The 22,518-nt window shown below is 60.4% G+C and carries 21 protein-coding genes; 7 read left to right on the top strand and 14 right to left on the bottom strand.

The window, feature by feature from the left end; all coding sequences use genetic code 11:
* Positions 1–9: 9 nt before the first annotated feature.
* Complete coding sequence (locus ACWKV5_RS28430; RefSeq protein ID WP_483843960.1) at positions 10–1,023, bottom strand: zinc-binding alcohol dehydrogenase family protein; 1,014 nt, start codon at positions 1,021–1,023, stop codon at positions 10–12.
* Positions 1,024–1,056: 33 nt separating this feature from the next.
* Entirely contained in the window at positions 1,057–1,350 is a 294-nt protein-coding gene (locus ACWKV5_RS28425) for a putative quinol monooxygenase (protein WP_483843959.1), read from the bottom strand.
* A gap of 118 nt (positions 1,351–1,468) precedes the next feature.
* Between ACWKV5_RS28425 and ACWKV5_RS28420 the strand changes: the two genes are divergently transcribed.
* From ACWKV5_RS28420 to ACWKV5_RS28410, 3 genes are all read left to right on the top strand, one after another.
* Entirely contained in the window at positions 1,469–2,398 is a 930-nt protein-coding gene (locus ACWKV5_RS28420) for a LysR family transcriptional regulator (RefSeq protein WP_483843958.1), read from the top strand.
* Positions 2,399–2,714: 316 nt separating this feature from the next.
* Positions 2,715–3,449: an ArsR/SmtB family transcription factor gene (locus ACWKV5_RS28415; protein WP_483843957.1), complete on the top strand. Its 735-nt coding sequence runs from the start codon at positions 2,715–2,717 to the stop codon at positions 3,447–3,449.
* A 134-nt stretch (positions 3,450–3,583) separates the two neighbouring features.
* Complete coding sequence (locus tag ACWKV5_RS28410; RefSeq protein ID WP_483843956.1) at positions 3,584–4,966, top strand: MFS transporter; 1,383 nt, start codon at positions 3,584–3,586, stop codon at positions 4,964–4,966.
* Positions 4,967–5,084: 118 nt separating this feature from the next.
* On the opposite strand, the gene ACWKV5_RS28405 is transcribed toward ACWKV5_RS28410, so the two are convergent.
* From ACWKV5_RS28405 to ACWKV5_RS28395, 3 genes are all read right to left on the bottom strand, one after another.
* A complete protein-coding gene (locus ACWKV5_RS28405; RefSeq protein WP_123436014.1) occupies positions 5,085–6,038 on the bottom strand; it encodes an adenosine deaminase in 954 nt (317 codons plus the stop codon).
* A gap of 82 nt (positions 6,039–6,120) precedes the next feature.
* Positions 6,121–7,086 carry a 2-oxoglutarate and iron-dependent oxygenase domain-containing protein gene (locus ACWKV5_RS28400; RefSeq protein WP_483843955.1) on the bottom strand — a complete coding sequence of 322 codons (966 nt, stop codon included), beginning with the start codon at positions 7,084–7,086 and terminating at the stop codon, positions 6,121–6,123.
* A 144-nt stretch (positions 7,087–7,230) separates the two neighbouring features.
* Positions 7,231–8,316 (bottom strand): BMP family ABC transporter substrate-binding protein, encoded by a 1,086-nt coding sequence (locus ACWKV5_RS28395; RefSeq protein ID WP_483843954.1) that lies wholly within the window; start codon positions 8,314–8,316, stop codon positions 7,231–7,233.
* A gap of 298 nt (positions 8,317–8,614) precedes the next feature.
* On the opposite strand from ACWKV5_RS28395, the gene ACWKV5_RS28390 reads away from it, so the two are divergent.
* Entirely contained in the window at positions 8,615–9,703 is a 1,089-nt protein-coding gene (locus ACWKV5_RS28390) for a calcium:cation antiporter (RefSeq protein WP_483843953.1), read from the top strand.
* 37 nt (positions 9,704–9,740) lie between these two features.
* Here the strand turns inward: ACWKV5_RS28390 and ACWKV5_RS28385 are convergent, their stop codons facing one another.
* The 3 genes from ACWKV5_RS28385 to ACWKV5_RS28375 all read right to left on the bottom strand — a co-directional run bounded on the left by ACWKV5_RS28385 (position 9,741) and on the right by ACWKV5_RS28375 (position 12,348).
* A complete protein-coding gene (locus tag ACWKV5_RS28385; protein ID WP_483843952.1) occupies positions 9,741–11,099 on the bottom strand; it encodes an 8-oxoguanine deaminase in 1,359 nt (452 codons plus the stop codon).
* Positions 11,100–11,285: 186 nt separating this feature from the next.
* Positions 11,286–11,972, bottom strand: a complete 687-nt coding sequence (locus ACWKV5_RS28380; RefSeq protein ID WP_483843951.1) for an SDR family oxidoreductase — start codon at positions 11,970–11,972, stop codon at positions 11,286–11,288.
* A gap of 25 nt (positions 11,973–11,997) precedes the next feature.
* Positions 11,998–12,348, bottom strand: coding sequence for a MerR family transcriptional regulator (locus tag ACWKV5_RS28375; protein ID WP_046032956.1), 351 nt, complete (start codon positions 12,346–12,348; stop codon positions 11,998–12,000).
* An 82-nt stretch (positions 12,349–12,430) separates the two neighbouring features.
* On the opposite strand from ACWKV5_RS28375, the gene ACWKV5_RS28370 reads away from it, so the two are divergent.
* The gene (locus ACWKV5_RS28370) at positions 12,431–12,853 is read left to right on the top strand and encodes a hypothetical protein (RefSeq protein ID WP_483843950.1); all 423 of its coding nucleotides are present in this window, start codon (positions 12,431–12,433) and stop codon (positions 12,851–12,853) included.
* A gap of 83 nt (positions 12,854–12,936) precedes the next feature.
* Here the strand turns inward: ACWKV5_RS28370 and ACWKV5_RS28365 are convergent, their stop codons facing one another.
* The 6 genes from ACWKV5_RS28365 to ACWKV5_RS28340 form a co-directional block, all read right to left on the bottom strand.
* Positions 12,937–13,863, bottom strand: coding sequence for an ABC transporter permease (locus ACWKV5_RS28365; protein WP_123514976.1), 927 nt, complete (start codon positions 13,861–13,863; stop codon positions 12,937–12,939).
* Complete coding sequence (locus tag ACWKV5_RS28360) at positions 13,863–14,966, bottom strand: ABC transporter permease (RefSeq protein ID WP_483843949.1); 1,104 nt, start codon at positions 14,964–14,966, stop codon at positions 13,863–13,865. The genes ACWKV5_RS28365 and ACWKV5_RS28360 overlap by 1 nt, the downstream gene beginning before the upstream one ends.
* A gap of 11 nt (positions 14,967–14,977) precedes the next feature.
* Positions 14,978–16,543 (bottom strand): ABC transporter ATP-binding protein, encoded by a 1,566-nt coding sequence (locus ACWKV5_RS28355; protein WP_483843948.1) that lies wholly within the window; start codon positions 16,541–16,543, stop codon positions 14,978–14,980.
* 532 nt (positions 16,544–17,075) lie between these two features.
* Entirely contained in the window at positions 17,076–17,657 is a 582-nt protein-coding gene (locus ACWKV5_RS28350) for an IMPACT family protein (protein WP_483843947.1), read from the bottom strand.
* Positions 17,658–17,664: 7 nt separating this feature from the next.
* Positions 17,665–18,315, bottom strand: coding sequence for a TetR/AcrR family transcriptional regulator (locus ACWKV5_RS28345; protein WP_140669575.1), 651 nt, complete (start codon positions 18,313–18,315; stop codon positions 17,665–17,667).
* Between the two features lie 95 nt (positions 18,316–18,410).
* On the bottom strand, positions 18,411–19,331 hold the full coding sequence (locus ACWKV5_RS28340; protein ID WP_123436027.1) for a LysR family transcriptional regulator: 921 nt from the start codon (positions 19,329–19,331) through the stop codon (positions 18,411–18,413).
* A gap of 123 nt (positions 19,332–19,454) precedes the next feature.
* Here ACWKV5_RS28340 and aptA point away from each other — a divergent pair, with 123 nt between their 5' ends.
* Together aptA and ACWKV5_RS28330 are read left to right on the top strand one after the other, a co-directional pair.
* A complete protein-coding gene (gene aptA, locus ACWKV5_RS28335) occupies positions 19,455–20,804 on the top strand; it encodes an omega-aminotransferase AptA (RefSeq protein WP_483843946.1) in 1,350 nt (449 codons plus the stop codon).
* Between the two features lie 65 nt (positions 20,805–20,869).
* Complete coding sequence (locus tag ACWKV5_RS28330; protein WP_123436029.1) at positions 20,870–22,363, top strand: CoA-acylating methylmalonate-semialdehyde dehydrogenase; 1,494 nt, start codon at positions 20,870–20,872, stop codon at positions 22,361–22,363.
* Positions 22,364–22,518: the final 155 nt, after the last annotated feature.

The raw sequence follows: 22,518 nt of genomic DNA, 5'->3' as shown, positions 1-22,518 counted from the left end.
CATCATGTTTCAGAAGCCTTCCAGTACAATCTTGCCCTTGGCTTTGCCGCTCTCCAGCAACGCATGTGCACGGCGCAGGTTGGCCGCGTTGATGGTGCCGAAGTGCTCGCCGACCGTGGTTTTCAAAGTGCCGGCGTCGATCAGCCCGGCTACGCGGTTGAGCAATTTGTGCTGCTCGATCATGTCCGCGGTTTCGAACAGCGAGCGGGTATACATGAACTCCCAGTGCAGCGACAGGCTCTTGCGTTTGAGCTTGGTCACGTCCAGCGACTTGGGGTCATCGATCAGCGCCAGCTTGCCTTGCGGCGCCAGTGCCTCGACCAATTGGTCCAGATGCTGATCGGTCTGGGTCAGGCTGGCGACATGGGTCACGGCGTCCACGCCGGCACGCTTGAGTTCTTCGCTTAGCGGTTGGCTGTGATCGATCACCAGGTCGGCGCCCAATTCACGAACCCAGCCTTGGGTTTGCGGACGTGAAGCGGTGCCGATGACCTTAAGCCCGGTGAGCTGGCTGGCTAATTGCGTGAGGATCGAACCCACGCCACCGGCCGCGCCGACGATCAACAGACTCTGACCTTCATCGGTATTGCCTTCGCGCACTTGCAGGCGCTCAAAGAGCAATTCCCAAGCGGTGATGGCGGTCAGCGGCAGTGCGGCGGCTTCGGCGAAACCGAGGGTTTTCGGCATGTGGCCAACGATCCGCTCATCCACCACATGGCGTTCGCTGTTGCCGCCCGCACGCGCAATGGAGCCCGCGTAAAAAACCTTGTCGCCGACCTTGAACAAGGTCACGTCGCTGCCGACGGCCTTGACCACGCCGGCCACGTCCCAACCCAGCACCTTGGCCGCGCCTGCTTCAGGCTGGACGCTCTGGCGGACCTTGGTGTCCACCGGGTTGACCGAGATGGCTTTGACCTCCACCAACAGGTCGCGTGGGCCGGCCACCGGTTCTGGCAACTCGATGTCTTGCAGGGAGTGTTCGTCGCTGATCGGCAACGCGTTGTAATAGGCAATGGCTTTCATCTAGGGAATTCCCAAAGGTAATAAAAGAGGGTGTCAGGCCACGGTACGCAGGCGCTTGAGGTCGAAGTGTTCGAGGAAGGCACCGGCCTTGGCCCGGAAGTTCTGGATGTGGGCGCTGGCGTCATGCGCTTGCAGGGCTTCGTCGCTGCTCCACTGCTCGATCATGTAGAAGGCCAGGGGATTGGCGAGGTCCTGGTGCAGATCGTATTGGCCGCAACCGGGCTCGGCGCGGGTCGGTTCCAGCAGCGCGCGCAGGTGCTGTTCGAGGGCGTCTTGCTGGCCGGCTTTGGCGATGAGCGTGGCGATGGCGGTAAATGGCTGGGACATGGACGACTCCGGGAGCGTGATGAATTCGATGGCACAGATGATTGGCTATTTCGCTGCAAGATAAAACCCGCTAAAAGAGCAGTCTCTTTCAATATTTTTTTGATAATAGAGGCTGAAAATGCTGCGTTTCGATGACTTGCAGCTGTTCGTCCGCGCTGCCGATCTGGGGAGCCTGTCGGCGGCGGCGCGGGTGATGGACATGTCCGCGGCGGTGGCCAGCGCCGCGTTGAAGCGCATCGAGCAACAACTCGGCGCACGCTTGCTCGCGCGGTCCACCCGCAGCCTGCGCCTGACTGCCGAAGGCGAGGGCTTTCTGGAATATGCCCGGGCGGCGCTGAGCAATCTGGATGAAGGACGCCGATTGCTGGCCAGTGGTCAGGATCAGGTCAGCGGGATCTTGCAGCTATCCGCTCCGTCGGACTTTGGCCGCAACCTGTTATTGCCGTGGCTGGACGAGTTTCAGCACGAGCATCCGAAACTGACCGTGAGGTTGTTGCTCGGTGATCGCATCGCCGACCTGTTCCGGCAACCGGTCGACATCGCCCTGCGCTATGGCGAGCCGGAAGACTCGAGCCTGGTGGCGCTGCCCATCGCCCCGCAGAACCGTCGCGTCCTGTGCGCTGCGCCGGATTACCTGGCCAAACATGGCGAACCCCGGCAGCTGGAGCAATTGGCCCAGCACAATTGTTTGTTGTTCATGCTGGGCAGCCGGGTCCACGATCACTGGAGTTTTCATGACGGTAAACGCGAAGTCGGCCTGACCGTCAGCGGTGATCGTTTCAGTGACGATGCCGATGTGGTGCGTTTGTGGGCGGTGGCCGGCGCCGGGATCGCTTACAAGTCCTGGCTCGATGTCGCCGCCGATGTGCTCGCCGGACGGTTGAAAGTGTTAATGCCGGAACTGCTCTGTGAGCGCGCACCTCTGAATTTGCTGTGCGCCCATCGCGCACAATTGAGTAAGCCTGTGAACCTGCTGCGGGAAATGCTTGCCAGTCGATGCGCTGATTTGGGCCGGCAATTCCCGACGATATCGAGCAACGATCAATAGTCGCAGGCAAATAGCGAAATTTCTGTCAGCAACTATCAGCACCCACGGTTTCCCAGGGGCAGGAACCGGCGGTTAACCCGCTTATACTAGCGCCCGCCTCATGTACGCACCGTCGATCTCGCGATGGCGAGTCCGCGTTACAGTCGGCTGGCACTCCGCTCAAGTATCCGACCTTTGCCCTGGCTGCGAAGAAATGGCTCGGGTGAGCGGGGGACTTTGCCCGGCTTATGGCGGTTTCCGCGTCTTGGCCGACGACACATTACTGGTCAAGATGTCTCTGAGCAGCAGACGAAACGATTCAACAGGGAGTGAATACATGGAACATGCACCTTGCATCAGCCAGATCGCCACGTTACTGGCTGACCCAAAGCGCAGCGCAATGATGTGGGCCTTGATGGACGGCGCGGCGCGGCATACCGAAGAGCTGGCGTTGTTGGCCGGCCTGTCACCCTCTTCGGCCAGCGCGCACCTGGGGCGATTGTCCGCAGGCGGTCTGTTGAAAGTTGACGTTCGCGGGCGAAAGCGGTTTTTCCGTCTGGCAGCCCCCGAGGTCGGCGCGGCCATCGAGGCATTGGCTAGCGCGACGCTAGCCAGTACGCCACGGGAAGTCCCGGAAGTTTTCAAGCGCCCCAATCCCATCGCCAAACCTCAGACGGCGCCTTCGTCGCTGCTGCGGGCGCGACTGTGCGACGATCATTTGGGCGGCACCCTGGCCGCCGACCTTTACCAGCGATTGCTGGATGCAGGCTGGATCGAACAGATCGATCAGCGGGTCATGATTACCCACAAAGGCTCCACGCAACTGGCGACACGCGGCGTGTTCATCCAGGCGCTCGCCCATCGCAACAGTCGAGTGGCCTGCGCCTGCCCGGACTGGAGCGAAAGACGCCCGCACATGGGCGGCTCACTGGGCGCCGCCCTGTTGCAGCTGTTCATGCAATCAGGCTGGTTGAGCCTGCCCAACGAATCCCGCGCCTTGCAGGTCACCGCCACAGGGCAGCGTGAAATCCACCGTTTCGCCAAGGAAACCGAGCTGGAAATGGCGCTTTAGAGCGTCCTGATGCCGACGTCTGCCGCCAGCGGGTTCAGGCGTCGTTCAGAGCTGTGGACAGGTCGCATCCAGCAATAGCCGCCAGACGCTATCGCGCACACTCGATCCAGGGATTTTCGGGTGGGGGATGTGGCATGGAAACACGAGGCTTCAGCGCGGCAGAACGATTGGAACGTCTGCCCATCAGCGGTTATCACCGGATCATTTTCATCATCATTGCCCTGGCGTTTTTCTTCGACTCCATGGACCTGGCGATGATGACCTTTCTGCTCGGCTCGATCAAAACCGAGTTCGGCCTGAGTTCGGCGCAGGCCGGGTTGCTGGCCAGTTCGAGTTTCTTCGGCATGGTGCTGGGCGCTTCACTGTCGGGCATGTTGGCCGACCGCTTTGGTCGCAAGCCGGTGTTCCAGTGGAGCATCGTGCTGTGGGGCATCGCCAGTTACCTGTGTTCCACGGCGCAGAGCGTTGAAACGCTGACCCTGTTCCGAATCCTCCTGGGCATCGGTATGGGCATGGAGTTTCCGATTGCCCAATCGATGCTGTCCGAGCTGATCCCGGCCAAGAAACGTGGACGTTACATTGCGTTGATGGACGGTTTCTGGCCGCTGGGTTTTGTCGCGGCCGGGGTGCTGTCCTATTTCCTGTTGCCGGTGATTGGCTGGCGGGACATCTTCCTCGTTCTGGCGGTGCCGGCGGTGTTTGTACTGGCGATCCGCTTTTTCATTCCTGAGTCGCCACGCTGGCTGGAACAGGCCGGGCATCATGCGGCGGCCGACACGGTGCTGCTTCGGATCGAAGAACGTGTGCGTGTGTCGCTGGGACATTCGGACTTGCCTGAGCCGATTCGCCTGCCGCATGTGGCGACGACGCCGGGTAACTTCTTTTCGGCGTTGCGGCAGATCTGGTCGCCGCAGTATCGCCAGCGCACGATGATGATCTGGAGCGTGTGGTTCTTTGCCTTGCTGGGTTTCTACGGCCTCACGTCCTGGCTCAGTGCCTTGTTGCAGCAGTCGGGTTTTGCCGTGACACAGTCCGTGTATTACACGGTGCTGATTTCCCTCGGCGGGATTCCCGGTTTCCTCATGGCCGCCTGGCTGGTGGAGCGTTGGGGACGTAAACCGGTGTGCGTCGTGACCTTGCTCGGCGGCGGCGTGATGGCGTTTCTCTACGGGCAAAGCGCGGTGTTTGGCGGCAATGTCAGCCTGTTGATCGCGTCGGGGCTGTTGATGCAGTTCTTTTTGTTCGGCATGTGGGCGGTGCTCTACACCTACACCCCGGAGTTGTACCCCACGTCGGCACGCGCCACGGGCTCGGGGTTTGCCTCGGCGATTGGGCGGGTGGGCTCGTTGCTCGGTCCCTTGGTGACGGGGTTGGTGTTTCCGGTGACCGGGCAGGGCGGAGTCTTCGCGTTGGGGGCGATGTGTTTTGCGATTGCGGCGGGGGTGGTGTGGGTGTTCGGGATGGAGACGCGAGGGAAGACGCTGGAGGAGTTGACTGAGGCAGTGATCGTCAACTGATCACAATCCCTGTAGGAGTGAGCCTGCTCGCGATAGCGGTGTGTCAGACACTTAAATGTCGGCTGACACTCAGTCATCGCGAGCAGGCTCGCTCCCACATGGGGTTATGCGGTATGGCTTACGGTTTGACCAACCGCGCATCCAGGCTGTTCTGCGCGAGGCGCTTGGCCTGATCCTGAGTCATGCCCAGATCGGTGTACAGCGCGTGGAAGTTCTCGGTCACGTAGCCGCCGAAGTACGCCGGGTCATCCGAGTTCACGGTGACTTTCACGCCACGTTCAAGCATGTCGAGGATGTTGTGCTGGGACATGTGATCGAACACGCAGAGCTTGGTGTTCGACAACGGGCACACGGTCAGCGGGATCTGCTCGTCTATGATCCGCTGCATCAAACGCTCGTCTTCGATGGCGCGCACGCCATGGTCGATGCGCTGGATTTTCAGCAGGTCGAGGGCCTCCCAAATGTACTCGGGCGGGCCTTCTTCACCGGCGTGGGCCACGGTCAGGAAGCCTTCGTGACGGGCACGGTCAAACACGCGCTGGAACTTGCTCGGCGGGTGACCCATCTCGGAACTGTCCAGGCCCACGGCGACAAATGCGTCGCGGAACGGCAGCGCTTGATCGAGGGTTTTCTGCGCTTCGTCTTCGCTCAAGTGGCGCAGGAAGCTGAGGATCAAACCGCTGGTGATGCCCAGTTGCTGCTCGCCATCCTTGAGGGCCGCGGCGATGCCGTTCAGCACCACTTCGAACGGTACGCCACGGTCGGTATGGGTTTGCGGGTCGAAGAACGGTTCGGTGTGAATCACGTTCTGCGCCTTGCAGCGCAACAGGTACGCCCAGGTCAGGTCGTAGAAATCCTGCGAGGTGCGCAACACGTCGGCGCCCTGGTAATACAGGTCGAGAAATTCTTGCAGGTTGTTGAAGGCGTACGCTTTGCGCAGGGTATCGACGTCGCTCCACGGCAGGGCGATCTTGTTGCGTTCGGCCAGGGCGAACAGCAGCTCAGGCTCCAGCGAGCCTTCGAGGTGCAAATGCAGTTCTGCCTTGGGCAGGGCGTTCAGCCAGTCGTACATGGTCTTTTCTCATCAGGTGCAGATGGCGAGCATTCTACAGATGCCCGGAGAAACATTTAGCAAAACCTGACCAGCCGGTTGATTACACCGCTTCTGGTTCCCGTCGATAGGCGTAGGTATCGGCGAAGCGCGAGAGCAGGAACTCGGCGCAGCTGGTGGCCGGGTATTTCGCCGGGTGCGCGTCATCCTGACAACCGGGCAGGCATTCGATGCGTGTGTCGGGGTGCGGCTCGGCAAAGAATGGCATCGAATAACGGTCCACGCCCAAAGGGCTGATCACCCGATGCGGCGTCGACAGGTAACGGTCGTTGCTCCAGCGCGCCATCATGTCGCCGAGGTTGACCACGAACGTGCCTTCAATCGGTGGTGCGTCGATCCATTCGCCTTTCACATTGCGCACTTGCAAGCCACCGGCAGCGTCCTGATACAGCAGGGTGATGCAGCCGTAATCGGTGTGAGCGCCGGCGCCCTGTTGTTCGGCGGAACTGGCGGTGTGGCGCGGCGGGTAATGGATCATGCGCAGTACGCTGACCGGCTCTTTGAAACGGCTGTCGAAAAAATCCCGCTCGATGCCCAGGGCCAACGTCATTGCGCGCAACAGGGTTTGGGCGAGGGCCTGCATGTCGACGTAGTGTTGCTCCATCAGCGCTTCCCAGCCGGGCAGCGAGGGATGACGGTTTGGGCCGCGCAACGGTTTTTCCGCGAGGAGTTCCGGATGATCGGCCGGCAAGTGCAGGCCCATGTCGAAGGTTTCCTTGAGGTCGCTGGGCTTGCTCGGGTCGAGTTGTTCGGTGGCGATGGCGCCGTAGCCGCGGTGGTGGCGGGTTTGGGTGATGTCGATTTTGAGCTTTTCGGCGGTGGGTTGGGCGAAGAAGCGTTGGGCGTGGTCGAGTACGGCGGCGATGCGTTGCGCGGAAATCGGGTGGCCCTTGATGTAGAAGAAACCCCATTCGCGGCAGGCGTGGTCGATTTCGCTGGCGACGGATTGCCAGGCGATCTGGTCATCGCTGTAGAGCGGGGCGATGTCGATGATAGGAAGACGGTTCATGCACATTCCTTGAAATCGATGAATATCCATTGTGGGAGCGAGCTTGCTCGCGAATGCGGTGTGTCAGCCAACATTTGTGTTGAATGTGCTATCGCCTTCGCGAGCAGGCTCGCTCCCACAGGGGCTTGCGTCTGGTGTGAAGGATTACTTCGGAATCTCGGCCTTCATGCCTTCAACGTAATAGTTCATCGACGCCAGCTCTGCATTGCTCGCTGTCGCACCCGCGGCAATTTTCTCTGCGCCTGCCTGATCCTTGATCGGCCCGGTGAAAGGGTGCAGCGCGCCGCTCTTGATGTCGGCAATGATCTGCTCGGCTTCGGCTTTCACTGGTGCCGGCACCAGGTCACTGATCGGCAACTCAACCGTGCCTTCCTTCAAACCACCCCAGTAATCCTGGGATTTCCAGTTGTGGTCGAGCACGCTTTGGGTCGCTTGAACGTAGTGCGGGCCCCAGTCGTTGACGATGGAGGTCAGCACCGCTTTCGGCCCGAAATGCGCCATGTCCGATGCGTAGCCGACGGCATATACACCGCGACGTTCGGCCGCCTGGATCGGCGCCGGGCTGTCGGTGTGCTGGAACACCACGTCCACGCCCTGGTCGATCAGCGCGTTGGCGGCGTCGGCTTCCTTGCCCGGGTCGAACCACGAGTTGACCCACACCACTTTGATCTCGGTGCCGGGGTTGTACTTGTTCAGGGCCAGTTGAATGGCGTTGATGTCGCGGATCACTTCAGGGATCGGGAAGGACGCGACGTAGCCGATCTTCTTGGTCTTGGTCATCTTCGCCGCGAGGAAACCGCCGACGTAGCGACCTTCGTAGGTTCGCGCCAAATAGGTGCCGAGGTTCTTGTCCTGCTTGTAGCCGGTGGCGTGTTCGAAGGTCACCTTGGGAAATTGCTTGGCGACTTTCAGTGTCGGGTTCATGTAGCCGAAGGAAGTGGTGAAGATCAGGTCGTAGTTGTCCTTGGCCATGTTGCGGATCACCCGCTCGGCGTCGGCGCCTTCCGCGACGTTCTCCACATAGTTGGTGGTGATCTGCGAACCGAATTTTTCGGCCAGTACTTTGCGCCCCTGTTCATGCTGATACGTCCAGCCGTGGTCACCGATCGGACCGATATAGACGAAGCCGACTTTCAGCGGGTCGGCGGCACTGGCGGTCAGGCTGGTGCTCAGACCGATGGCGGCGGCGACGACGGCGCACAAAAGCTTCTTCAGCGGACGTTTATGCATGAATTCCAACTCCATTTTGTTTTGAGGTTGGCAGGGGCAATGCAAATTACTGACCAACAGGACAACAAAGTCTTCATGACCGAGGTGAGGCCTTCGCGAGCAGGCTCGCTCCCACAGGGGACCGTATCCCCCTGTGGGAGCGAGCCTGCTCGCGAAGAGGCCCGCAAGGCCGATAAAAGTGCATGGCCGATCACGGCTGCCATCCACTGGTGCGCTAAGGTGTAACGAAACGTTAGCGCTGCACCGCAGTCAGTAGCTCATCACTCTGCTTTCGCTTCACTGTGCAAAAAGGCCCGCAATGTTCACACTCCTCAAGCAAGAAACATTTCTGCTGCTGGCCGTGCTCGCCGCCGTCGTCGCGTACCCGCTGGAGCACTGGATGCTCCACAGCGGCCAATCGGTCGCGCTGGGCGCCGGGTTGGTGTTGATTGCGTTTATTGTCACCGCCTCCATGCGCGTCGCCCATCACGCCGAGCTGTTGGCGGAAAAAGTCGGCGACCCCTACGGCACGATGATCCTGACGCTGGCGGCGGTGCTGGTGGAAGTGGTGATCCTGGCGATCATGATGAGCAACGAAGCCTCGTCCACTTTGGTGCGCGACACGATTTACTCGGCGGTGATGCTCGACATCAACGGCATCCTCGGCCTCGCCGCCTTAATGGGCGGGCTCAAGCACGGCGAGCAGTCCTACAACGATGATTCGGCGCGCAGCTACAGCGTTATGATCCTCACGGCCATGGGCGTGTCGATGGTGGTGCCGGAGTTCATTCCCGAGGCCAACTGGAAGATTTATTCGGGCTTCACCATCGGTGCGATGGTCGTGCTCTACGCGTTGTTCCTGCGGATGCAGGTCGGGCCGCACAGTTATTTTTTCAGCTACAGCTATCCGGAAAAACGCCGCCGGAAAGTCCCGGAAGAGGAACCTGAACCGGTCAATGTGGCGCTGAGCATCGGCACGTTGGTGTTTGGCGTGGTGGTGATCGGCGCACTGGCCGAGGTGATGTCCAAGACCCTCGATCTGGGGCTGGAAGGGACGGGCGCTCCGCCGGTGATTACGGCGATTCTGGTGGCGGCCATTTCGGCGGCGCCGGAGATTCTGACGGCATTGCGCGCTGCGTTGGCCAATCGGATGCAGTCGGTGGTCAACATCGCGATGGGGGCGTCGCTATCGACGGTGATCCTGACCGTGCCGGTGATGGAAGCAATGGCGCTGTATACCGGTCAGCCCTTTCAGATGGCGATGACGCCGGTACAGACAGTGATGATCTTCCTGACGTTGATCGTCAGTGCGATCAACCTCAACGATGGCGAAACCAACGCCATCGAAGGGATGACCCACTTTGTGCTGTTCGCGACATTCATCATGTTGTCGCTGCTCGGTCTCTGACCACACCCTAAAACCACAGTTTTTGATTTGTGTTGTGTCAGGTACCGGCGATCAGTTGGCGAGCAGCCTGGCTGTGATCAGCAATCAATCCTTTGAGGTCCAACCCCTCAACCTGCCCGTCAATCACTCGCCACTTGCCACCGACCATCACCCGATCCGCCCGATCCGCGCCGCACAGCAGCAGTGCCGACACCGGATCATGGCTGCCAGAGAAGCGCAGCTCATCGAGTTTGAACAATGCCAGATCCGCCTGCTTGCCAACCGCCAGCTCACCAATATCGGTACGCCCCAGCAAGCTCGCCGAACCCTTGGTTGCCCAGCCCAGTACCAACTCCGGCGTGATCTTCTCGGCGCCATAACGCAGGCGCTGGATGTACAACGCCTGGCGGGTTTCGAGCATCATGTTCGACGCATCGTTGGACGCCGAACCGTCCACGCCCAGCCCGAGCAACGCGCCCGCGGCCGTAAGGTCTAGCGTCGGGCAGATGCCGGAAGCGAGGCGCATGTTCGAGCTTGGGCAATGGCAAATACCGGTGCCGGCAGCGCCGAGGCGGGCGATTTCGTCCGGGTTGAAGTGGATGCCGTGGGCCAGCCACGTACGCGGGCCGAGCCAGCCAACGCTGTCGAGATAATCCACGGTGCGCAGGCCAAAGCGTTGCAGGCAGAAATCTTCTTCGTCGAGGGTTTCGGCCAGGTGGGTGTGCAGGCGCACGTCGAGTTTGTTCGCGAGTTCAGCACTGGCGGACATGATTTCCGGGGTCACCGAGAAGGGCGAGCAGGGCGCGAGGGCGATCTGGATTTGCGCACCGTCACCGCGTTCGTGGTACTCGGCGATCAAGCGCTGGCTGTCGGCGAGGATGACTTCGCCTTCCTGCACGGTCTGCTGCGGTGGCAGGCCGCCGTCCTTCTCGCCGAGGCTCATGGAACCGCGCGTGAGCATGGCGCGCATGCCCAGTTCGCGAACGCTTTCGACTTGCACGTCGATCGCGTTTTCCAGGCCTTCGGGAAACAGGTAATGGTGATCGGCCGCGGTGGTGCAGCCGGACAGCAGCAACTCGGCCAGCGCGACTTTAGTGGCGAGGGCGAGTTTTTCCGGGGTGAGGCGGGCCCAGACCGGGTACAGGGTTTTCAGCCACGGGAACAACGGCTGATTGACCACCGGCGCCCAGGCACGAGTCAGGGTTTGATAGAAATGGTGATGGGTGTTGATCAGTCCCGGCAGGATCACGTGCTCGCGGGCATCGAAAACCTGTCCACAGGGCGCGGACGGTTGCTGGCCGGCGGCGAGCACTTCGACGATCACGCCGTCTTGCACCACCAGGCCGCCACGGGCATCGAGGCCATTGGCAGTGAAGATCGCGAGGGGATTTTTTAACCAGGTACGGGATGCGGGCATGTTGGCCGGCTCCTCTGAAAGTTGGGTTCAGGGTTGCCAGCTCAGTGATTACCCTGTCTGCTGATCCAGGATCGCCGCGGGGGCGAGGTGCGGAGTTTCGGACAAAACGCAGCGCCGGGCAAGCCCGACCCGACCAGACAACACAAATCCCTGCATGGAATGATCCCACAAGGAATTGTGGGGTGATTACCAGGGAATGGTTTCACCCCGGTAATTCACGAAGTGATGCCCGCCCTTGCCGGTGTAGGCATTCACCTGATCAACCAGCCCGCGGGTGCTAGTGTCCACATCAATGTCCGCACCTTCGCCGCCCATGTCGGTTTTCACCCAGCCCGGATGCAGCGACAGCACGGTGAGTGTCTGCTCGCCCAGTTGCGTCACAAAGCTGTTGGTCATCGAGTTCAGTGCAGCCTTGCTCGCCTTGTACAGCGCCAGTTCCGGCGCGTCCGGCATGGTCACGCTGCCCAGCACCGAACTCATGAACGCCAGCACGCCGCTGTCCGGACGAATCTGCCCGACGAAATGCTGGGCCAGGTTGATCGGGGCCACGGCGTTGGTGAAAAACAACTGGCCCACCTCGGCCAGCGTCGCACCGCCCGGTGTCTGAACGTCCGGGCCCTTGACCCCGGCATTCACGAACAGCAGGTCAAACACTTCACCTTTGAGCTGTTGGCTAAGGGCGATCACCGCCGGCTGATCGTCCATGTCGAGTTTCTCGATCCGCACGTTGCCCACGGCCCGCAGGGCGTCGGCGTTTTGCGGGTTACGCACGGTGGCGGTGACTTGCCAGCCGTCGGCCAGCAGGGTTTTCACCAGGCCGAGGCCCAAGCCTCGGGAGGCTCCGATGATGAGTGCGGTTTTTGCCTTGGACATGAGTGGCTTCCTTGAAAAAAGAGGATCACGGATTCAGTGGACAGCGTTGCCCGAGCCGTTGTTGCAACTCGTGACGCAACGCGCCCAGTTCATCCATCCGGGTTTCGATCAGTTTGAGTTTGTCTTGCAGCAGTTGCGTGACGGCGCTGTCTGGATCGGGCGATTGCCAGATTGCCGCGACGCTGTTGCCGATTTCGCCGAGGGTGAAGCCCAGCCGTTGGGCGGTCTTGATGTACTGCACCAGTTGCACCATGTCTGCCGGGTAGTCGCGATAACCATTGGCGCTGCGTTGCGCGGCGATCAATCCGCGTTGCTCGTAAAACCGTAGCGTGTCACGGCTGACGGCGCTGGCCTGGGCTAATTCACCGATGCGCATAGTGGTGTCTCAAGAGGGCTTGACCCTGGAGCATACTCCAGGCTTTAGCCTTGATGCTCCTCGAATGTATGGAGCAACGCCGATGTGGACTTCAGCGCAATATCGCCGGGTGGTGCGGGGCAGCGCCTGGTATGACTTGATCGTGACGGCGGCGTTTGTCACGCCGTGGAGTTTCGCGGTTTTGCATGGAGGGTTGACGGGGTTGAGTCAGGCGTTGGATTTGCCTGGGGCGCTGCCGGCGTTTGAGCCGATGCACATGTTGATGGCGAATCTGTTGGGGTCGATTGTGTGCGTTTGGGCGGTGCTGCGGATTCGGGATCCGCAGCAGGTGTTTGGGCGGTATGACGCGGTTGGCAGGTTTCTGTTTTCGGCTTGGCAGCTGTATGCCTTGCTGCATGGGGCCAGTTCGCTGTTAGTGGTTTTCCTGGTCTTTGAATTGGCGTGGGGCGTGGCTCAAGTGTTGCCTGTCAGGCAGCCTTCGCGAGCAGGCTCGCTCCCACAGTAGATTTATGTCGGTCACCGGAAACCGGTTTGACTCGGTCAAGTGTGGGAGCGGGCTTGCTCGCGAAGGGGCCGGCCCATCCAACCCTAATGCCCACCCTGCCACGGCTGCCCCAACGACACCGGCGCATACAACCGTGTCCGCACGGCGTCCCGCGACAACAACACCAACACCACAATCGTCGCGACATACGGCAACATCGCCAGCAGGCTCGACGGAATCGCCAGCCCCAACCCCTGCGCCACCAAATGCAGGATGCTGGCGAGCCCGAACAGGTATGCCCCCAGCAGCAACCGCCACACCCGCCAACTGGCAAATACCACCAGCGCCAGTGCAATCCAGCCGCGCCCGGCGCTCATGTTCTCCGCCCACATCGGTGTGTACGCCAGGGACAGATACGCCCCGGCCAACCCGGCCATCGCACCGCCGAACAACACCGCCAGCGTGCGCACACCCAACACCGGCAAGCCCATCGCGCTGGCCGCGTCCGGGTTTTCCCCAACGGCCTGAATGATCAGCCCAACGCGGCTTTTCAGAATCACCCACGCCACCAACGCAAACAGCGCGAATGACAAGTACACCAACAGATCCTGCGCAAACAGCATCCGCCCGATCAGCGGGATCTCACTCAAGTAAGGAATCGCCACCGGCTCAAAACCGGCCAGCGGTTTGCCAACCCACGCTGCCCCGACAAACGTCGACAAGCCCACGCCGAAGATCGTCAGCGCCAACCCAGTGGCCACTTGATTGGCGTTGAACACCAGCGCCACCAAGGCAAACAGCGACGACAACAGCATCCCGGCGAGCATCGCCAGCAGCACGCCGAGCCACAGGTTGCCGCTGTTCAGCGCGACGATAAAACCGATCACCGCGCCAAACAGCATCATCCCTTCCTGACCGAGATTGAGGACGCCGCTCTTCTCGCAGATCAATTCACCCAACGCCACCAACAGCAACGGCGTACCGCAACGGACCATCGCGTAGAAAATATTGCTCAGCAGATCGATATCCATCACAGCGCTCCGGCAGGTACGGTGGCTGGCGCGCGGCGAGCCCAGCGCACGTTCAAGCGTGGTCGGTAGAGAATCAGCACATCGCTGGCCAGCAGGAAAAACAGCATCATTCCCTGGAACAATTGGGTGATGGCTTGCGGCAGGTTCATGCTCATCTGCGCGCTCTCACCGCCGATGTACAGCAACGCCATCAACAGGCTGGAAAACAGAATGCCGATGGGATTGAGTCGCCCGAGAAACGCCACGGTGATCGCCGCGTAGCCATAGCCCGGCGAGACCTGCGGCACCAATTGGCCGATCGGCCCGGTCACCTCACACACGCCGGCCAGGCCCGCCAATCCGCCGCTGATCAACAGCGCGAGCCAGATCAGGCGCTTCTCGCGAAACCCGACGAAACCTGCCGCGCGCTTGTCCAGCCCCAACACTTTGATCTGGAAACCGATAAAGCTTTTCTGCAACAACACCCACACCGCGACCAACGCCAGCAAGGCGAAATACACCCCGGCGTGAACCCGGCCATCCTCCATCAACAACGGCAATCGGCTGAAGTCACTGAACATCGCCGACTCCGGAAAATTGAACCCGGCCGGGTCCTTCAACGGCCCATGCACGCAAAACAGCAGCAGGTTCAGGGCGATGTAATTGAGCATGATGCTGGTAAGGATTTCGTTGGCATTGAAGCGCGTGCGCAACCACGCGGTCAGTCCGGCCCACGCCGCACCGGCCAAGGTGCCGACCAGCAGAATCAACACCAGCGCCCAGCGACTTTGCAGGTCGATGACGTTCACTGCCAAGGCACTGCCGGCCAATGCGCCGAGCAGCAATTGACCTTCAGCGCCGATGTTCCAGATCCGCGCCTGATAGGCCACGGCCAGCCCCAATGCACAGAGCAAAATCGGCAACGCTTTGACCAACAGTTCCGAGACGCCATACCAGTCGCTGATCGGCGCAATCAACAAGGTGTGCAAGGTCAGCAACGGATCGTGGCCCAGCGCGATAAACAGTAATGAGCCACAGCCCAGCGTCAGGGCCGCCGCGAGCAACGGCGAGCACCAGAGCATCAGTCGCGATTGCTGGCCACGGGGTTCGAGAGAAAGCAGCATGAAAAACTCCGTTAAACCGATACGGGTGCAGGTGAGGGAGGGGCGTCGAACTGGCCGGCCATCCAGCCGCCGACGTCGATCATGCGCGTGTCGACGGTCGCTTTCAGTGGCGACAGACGACCGCCGCACAACGCGCCGAGGCGGTCGCTGATCTGGAACAATTCGTCGAGGTCTTCGGAGATCACCAGGATCGCCGCGCCGGCATCGCGCAAGGCAATCAGCGCGCGGTGAATGGTCGCGGCGGCGCCGACGTCCACGCCCCAGGTCGGGTGTGCGGCGATCAGCAGTCTGGGTTGCTGGAGGATTTCCCGGCCGAGGATGAATTTCTGCAAGTTGCCACCGGACAGGCTGCGGGCCGGTGTCTGGGCATCGGGCGTCTTGACCCCGAAACGATGGATGATCTCTTCGGCCAACGCTTCGACCTTGCGGCGCTGGATCAAGCCATTGCTGACCAGCCCTTGTTGAAAAGCCGTGAGCAGCGCGTTGTCGGCGAGGCTCAATTCCGGCACCGCGCCGTGACCCAATCGTTCAGCGGGGACGAAGGCCAGGCCGAGTTCGCGTCGGGCATCGGGTCGCAGGTGGGCGACCGCTTGCCCGGCGAAACGGATCGTTGCGCCGTCGTTGCGGGCCAGCCGTTCTTCGCCGCTGAGCAGCGCCAGCAATTCATCCTGACCATTGCCCGCGACACCGGCGATGCCGACGATTTCACCACTGCGCACCTCGAGGTGAACCTCCTTCAGTGAGCAGCCGAACGGATCGGGATTGAGCCAGGACAACCGGCTGACACTGAGAAACGCCGCGCCGCCCACCACCTTCGGATAGTCCGTAATTGTCTCGGCCGCTTCGCCGACCATCAGCCGCGCCAGTTGCCGGTCCGAGCATTCGGCCGGCTGGCAATGCCCGGCCACTCGACCACCGCGCAACACGGTGGCGCTGTGACACAGCGCCCGGACTTCACCGAGCTTGTGGCTGATAAACAGAATGCTGCAGCCCTCGGCCGCGAGGCGACGCAAGGTGACGAACAGTTCTTCGGCTTCTTGTGGGGTCAGGACCGAGGTCGGTTCATCGAGGATCAACAGGCGGATGTCTTGCATCAGGCAGCGAATGATTTCCACCCGTTGCCGCTCGCCAATCGACAGGCTGTGGACAAGTCGCTCCGGCTCCAGCGCCATGCCATAACGGCGGGACACTTCACGAATTTTCGGTTCAAGCTGTTTCGGCGTGCCGGCCGCTGCGCCCATCGCCAAGGCGATGTTCTGTGCCACGCTCAATGTTTCGAACAGCGAGAAATGCTGGAACACCATGCCGATCCCAAGACCACGGGCCTGGGAAGGATTGCGTATGTTCACGCGTTGCCCTTGCCAGATCATCTCCCCGGAATCGGCCTGGGTGACGCCGTAGATGATCTTCATCAACGTGCTTTTGCCGGCACCGTTTTCCCCGAGCAGGGCATGGATTTCCCCCGGCGCGATGGTCAGGTCGATGGCGTCGTTGGCCAGGCATCCAGGGTAGCGTTTGCTGATGTGGCGCAATTGCAGACGGGGTGTTTGATCGGGGATCGGCACGGGGTTGGGCATGACTGACTCGGGTCGATGGGCGTGATGCCTGTGGATAAAGCAATTTCCTGGCCATTGGGTCAGGAAAGCTGAAAATCCGCGCAAGCACAGGCCCCAAGGACAATGCGTTGCGATCTATCGATTCCGAATCAGGCACCAGTTGAGTGCGAAGCCTTTGATCAGGCTCCAGTTTCGCTCGCAGGAAGTTGGTTAAAAAATGAACAGCAGCCCGCAAGCCATGCTGTATATGGGGCCGCGTCGACCATGAACGGGTTATCCACAGATTGCTCCACAGTATTTGTGCGCAAGCTCAAACGTCGGGCATAAGCACTGTGCGGCTATCTTCTAAAGGTGATAACCCGATCTAACTGTTTGTTTTTACGTGAATTTAACGTGGGTGATAGAAAATTGGACGAAAAATGAACAAAGCCCGCAAACCCGCATGACAGAAGGGTTACAGGCACATGTGCTCAGGTTATCCACAGGCGGGTGCACAGTAGATGTGGGCAAAATCCTGACGTCGACGGAATAAGGGTGAACGGTGTTGGTGCGTTCAGTGCTGCAACACAATGCGTCCGCGACTCAAGTCCGCCAGTTGCGTTTGCAGGGCCGGGATCTGCGCTTTTCCCATCGCCAATTGCAGTTCGACGCCGTTGGCGGTGAACGATTCTTCTACGACCAGTCCGCCCAGTTCCGCCACGCGAAGTTTCACCAACGCCAGTTCACTGAAGGCACAGGCGCAACTGACGGGCACTCGACTGATCAGCTCGACCTTGGGTGCCGCTTGCAGGCATTTGTTGGCACCGCCGCCATACGCCCGGGCGAGGCCTCCGGTGCCCAATTGGATTCCGCCGTACCAACGAATCACTAGCACCGCGACCTGATCGCAGTCCTGCGCTTCGATCGCCGCCAGAATGGGTCGGCCTGCGGTGCCGCCGGGTTCGCCATCGTCGTTGCTGCGGTACTGGTCGCCGAGTTTCCACGCCCAGCAATTGTGCGAGGCGTTGAGGTCACTGTGCTGTTCGAGGAATGCCTGGGCGTCAGCCGGGCTTGAGATCGGCGCGGCGAAGGTGATGAAGCGGCTTTTGCGAATCTCTTCGCGGTATTCGCAAAAGTCGCTGAGGGTAAAAGGCATAGGTGTCTTAAATAACAGGGGTCAGGCCGCAGCCTTTGAGAATGATACGGATCAGGTTGTTGCCGGCTTCTTCCATGTCTTGCTTGGTCAGCTTGGTGCGTCCGCTGACTCGGCAGATCTGGGTCGCGAAGTCGGCGTAATGCTGAGTGCTGCCCCACAACAGGAAGATCAGGTTGACCGGGTCGACCGGGTCCATTTTGCCGGCGTCGATCCACGCCTGGAACACCGCGGCCCGGCCCTGGAACCAGGCGCGGTAATCCTGGTTGAAATACTCGGTCAGGCATTCGCCGCCGCTGATCACTTCCATGGCGAAGACTCGCGAAGCTTGTGGCTGGCGCCGGGAGAATTCCATTTTGGCGCGGATGTAGCGGGTCAATGCCTCGGCCGGATCGTCCTCGGCCGTCAGGGTGTTGAAGGTGCTGTCCCACAACTCGATGATGTTGCTCAGCACCGCCACGTACAAACCGAGTTTGTTGGTGAAGTAGTAATGCAGGTTCGCCTTGGGCAACCCGGCATTCTGGGCAATGGTGTTCATGCTGGTGCCTTTGAACCCGTGACGGGCGAACTCGTCTTCGGCGGCTTTGATGATGGTCTCTTCGTTCTTCTGACGAATGCGGCTGGCAGGTTTACCGCCGTGAGCTGGGACTTCAAAGGTCATAGGCACTTCCAGACAAGTAGGTGGGTGCAACCAGTGCGTTGATAGCGCACCCACGGGCTTCAGACAAGTCCTGGGGCGCAGGTTTCTTCGGTTGTTCAGCGTGTCGCGGCGAGGCTTTCAAGAAAGCTTTCCAGCACCAGATGCGGGCGACGGCCCTTGCGCGTGACCGATGCTAGGCTCAGGTCATAGAAACGCGCCTTCGGTTTCAGCGCACGCAGGCGACCTTGTTGCACCCAGAGGCTGGCGTAATGATCCGGCAGGTAACCGATGTAGCGCCCGGTCAGGATCAGGAACGCCATGCCCTCACGGTCCGAAGCACTGGCGGTGCAGTTGAGTGCCTGGTAGTGGGCCTGGATGTCCGCTGGCAGTCGGAAGGTCGGCGCGATCGCGTCCTGGCTGTTGAGGCGATCATCGTCGAGTTGTTTGTCGTCGACATAAAACAGCGGATGCCCAACCGCGCAATACAACAGCGAGCGTTCGCTATAAAGCGGCTGATATTCCAGCCCCGACAGCGCGCTGGCCTGGGGCACTACACCGACATGCAAACGCCCATCGAGCACGCCTTGCTCAACTTCGTTGGGCGCGATCATGCGGATCTGGATTTGCACGTCCGGGCCACGTTCCTTCAATTGCGCCAAGGCGTGGGTGATGCGCATGTGGGGGAGGGTGACCAGGTTGTCGGTCAGGCCGATGGTCAACTCGCCGCGCAAGTGTTGGTGCAGGCCATTGACCTCGGTGCGGAAACTTTCCAGCGCACTTAATAGCTGCAAGGCCGATTGGTACACCTCGCGACCTTCCTCGGTCAGGGAGAACCCGGCGCGCCCACGTTGGCATAACCGCAAGCCCAGGCGTTGTTCCAGATCGCTCATTTGCTGGCTGATAGCGGAACGACCGATCCCCAGCACGCTTTCCGCCGCCGAGAAGCCACCGCACTCGACCACGCTGCGAAAGATCCGCAGCAAACGGATATCAAAGTCGCTGACTTGCGCCAGTGGATCGGGACGACGCGTGCTCATAGTTTAGTAGCGGCCTGACTGAACGTTAGAAAAGTTGGATTTCACAGACTTTATCCCCATGGCAATTTAGCTGCAAGAACGCTTTTGATCTCTATGCCGCTTATTGCCTGCGAGGTTTTGCCCATGAACTTGCCTGAAAACGCCCCGTCTTCCCTGGCCAGCCAGCTCAAGCTTGATGCTCACTGGATGCCCTATACCGCCAACCGTAACTTCCAGCGCGACCCGCGTCTGATCGTGGCGGCGCAAGGCAGCTGGCTGATCGACGACAAGGGCCGCAAGGTTTATGACTCGCTGTCCGGTCTGTGGACTTGCGGCGCCGGGCACACCCGCAAGGAAATCCAGGAAGCGGTCGCCAAGCAATTGGGCACGCTCGACTACTCGCCAGGCTTCCAGTATGGCCATCCGCTGTCGTTCCAACTGGCAGAGAAAATCACCGACCTGACCCCAGGCAACCTGAATCACGTGTTCTTCACTGACTCGGGTTCCGAGTGCGCGGACACCGCGGTGAAAATGGTCCGCGCTTACTGGCGCCTGAAAGGCCAGGCCACCAAGACCAAAATGATCGGCCGTGCTCGCGGTTACCACGGCGTGAACATCGCCGGCACCAGCCTTGGCGGTGTGAATGGCAACCGCAAAATGTTCGGTCAGGCGATGATGGACGTTGATCACCTGCCGCACACGCTGTTGGCGAGCAATGCCTACTCTCGCGGCATGCCGGAGCTCGGTGGTATTGCTTTGGCAGATGAGCTGCTGAAGTTGATCGAACTGCACGATGCGTCGAACATCGCCGCGGTATTCGTTGAGCCGCTGGCCGGTTCTGCTGGTGTACTGGTTCCGCCACAGGGTTACCTCAAGCGTCTGCGCGAGATTTGCGATCAGCACAACATCCTGCTGGTGTTCGACGAAGTGATCACCGGTTTCGGCCGTACCGGCAAAATGTTCGGTGCCGATACCTTCGGCGTGACTCCGGACCTGATGTGCATCGCCAAGCAAGTCACCAACGGCGCGATCCCGATGGGCGCGGTGATTGCCAGCTCCGAGATCTACCAAACCTTCATGAACCAAGCGACACCTGAGTACGCGGTGGAATTCCCGCACGGCTATACCTACTCCGCGCACCCGGTGGCGTGCGCCGCTGGCCTGGCGGCACTCGACCTGCTGCAAAAGGAAAACCTGGTGCAGAGCGTGGCCGAGGTGGCCCCGCATTTCGAAAATGCGCTGCATGGTCTGAAAGGTTCGAAGAACATCATCGACATTCGTAACTACGGCCTGGCCGGGGCGATTCAGATCGCGCCGCGTGATGGCGACGCGATCGTGCGTCCATTCGAAGCGGGTATGGCGCTGTGGAAAGCCGGGTTCTATGTGCGCTTCGGCGGAGACACCCTGCAGTTCGGCCCAACCTTCAACAGCAAGCCGCAAGACCTTGATCGTCTGTTCGACGCGGTCGGCGAAGTGCTGAACAAGATCGACTGATTTTCTCTTCTATATAGAGGCGTCCTTATATGGGGCGCCTGTGGACAACTTTTCAGGAGCGTTACATGAGCCTTATCCCGCATTTGATCAATGGCGAACTGGTGACCGAAGACGGTCGCACGGCTGACGTGTTCAACCCGTCTACCGGCCAGGCGATCCACAAGCTGCCGTTGGCCAGCCGCGAAACCATTCAAAAAGCCATCGACTCGGCCAAGGCTGCATTCCCGGCTTGGCGCAACACGCCACCGGCCAAACGTGCCCAGGTGATGTTTCGCTTCAAGCAATTGCTGGAACAGAACGAAGCACGCATTGCCCAGTTGATTAGCGAAGAGCACGGCAAGACCCTGGAAGACGCGGCTGGCGAATTGAAGCGCGGTATCGAGAACGTCGAGTTCGCGTGCGCAGCGCCGGAAATCCTCAAGGGTGAATACAGCCGTAATGTCGGCCCGAACATTGATGCGTGGTCGGACTTCCAGCCGTTGGGCGTGGTGGCCGGTATTACCCCGTTCAACTTCCCGGCGATGGTGCCGCTGTGGATGTATCCGCTGGCAATCGTCTGCGGCAACTGCTTTATCCTCAAGCCGTCCGAGCGTGATCCGAGCTCCACGTTGCTGATCGCTCAACTGTTGCTGGAAGCCGGTCTGCCTAAAGGCGTGCTGAACGTCGTGCACGGTGACAAGGCTGCGGTGGATGCGCTGATCGAAGCGCCGGAGGTCAAAGCGCTGAGTTTCGTCGGTTCGACGCCGATTGCCGAATACATCTACGCCGAAGGCACCAAGCGCGGCAAACGCGTCCAGGCACTGGGCGGCGCGAAGAACCATGCGGTGCTGATGCCGGATGCGGATCTGGATAACGCGGTCAGCGCACTGATGGGCGCGGCCTACGGTTCTTGCGGCGAGCGTTGCATGGCGATCTCGGTGGCGGTGTGCGTCGGTGACCAGGTGGCGGATGCGCTGGTGGAAAAACTGGTGCCGCAGATCAAGGCGCTGAAAATCGGCGCGGGTACTACGTGTGGTCTGGACATGGGGCCGTTGGTTACCGGTCAGGCACGGGACAAGGTCAGCGGTTATGTCGAAGACGGCGTTTCTTCCGGCGCGACGCTGGTGGTCGACGGTCGTGGTCTGAGCGTGGCCGGTCATGAGGAAGGCTTCTTCCTGGGTGGCTGCCTGTTCGATAACGTCACGCCAGAGATGCGTATCTATAAAGAAGAGATCTTTGGGCCGGTGTTGTGCGTCGTTCGGGTGAACAGCCTGGAAGAGGCGATGCAGCTGATCAACGATCACGAGTATGGCAACGGCACCTGTATCTTCACCCGTGATGGTGAAGCGGCGCGGTTGTTCTGCGATGAGATCGAAGTGGGCATGGTCGGCGTTAACGTACCGTTGCCGGTGCCGGTGGCTTACCACAGCTTCGGTGGCTGGAAGCGTTCGCTGTTCGGCGACCTGCATGCGTATGGTCCGGACGGTGTGCGTTTCTACACCCGCCGCAAAGCCATCACCCAGCGCTGGCCGCAGCGTGCGAGCCATGAAGCGTCGCAATTCGCATTCCCTAGCTTGTAAGTAGAAGGAAGAAGGCCGGCCCCTTGGGGCCGGCCTTTGTGTTTGCGGGCTTTTTTGACTCATATGACAGATTTGTGAAATTAAAGGTTGACGGCAGATTCTGGATGTCTATAATTCGCCCCACTTCCGGCGCAGTCGAAACGGAAAACTCCTTG

The sequence above is a fragment of the Pseudomonas oplopanacis genome, assembly GCF_057128725.1.
Note: the sequence above shows the minus strand (reverse complement) of the source record. Positions and strands in the feature narration are given on the sequence as shown.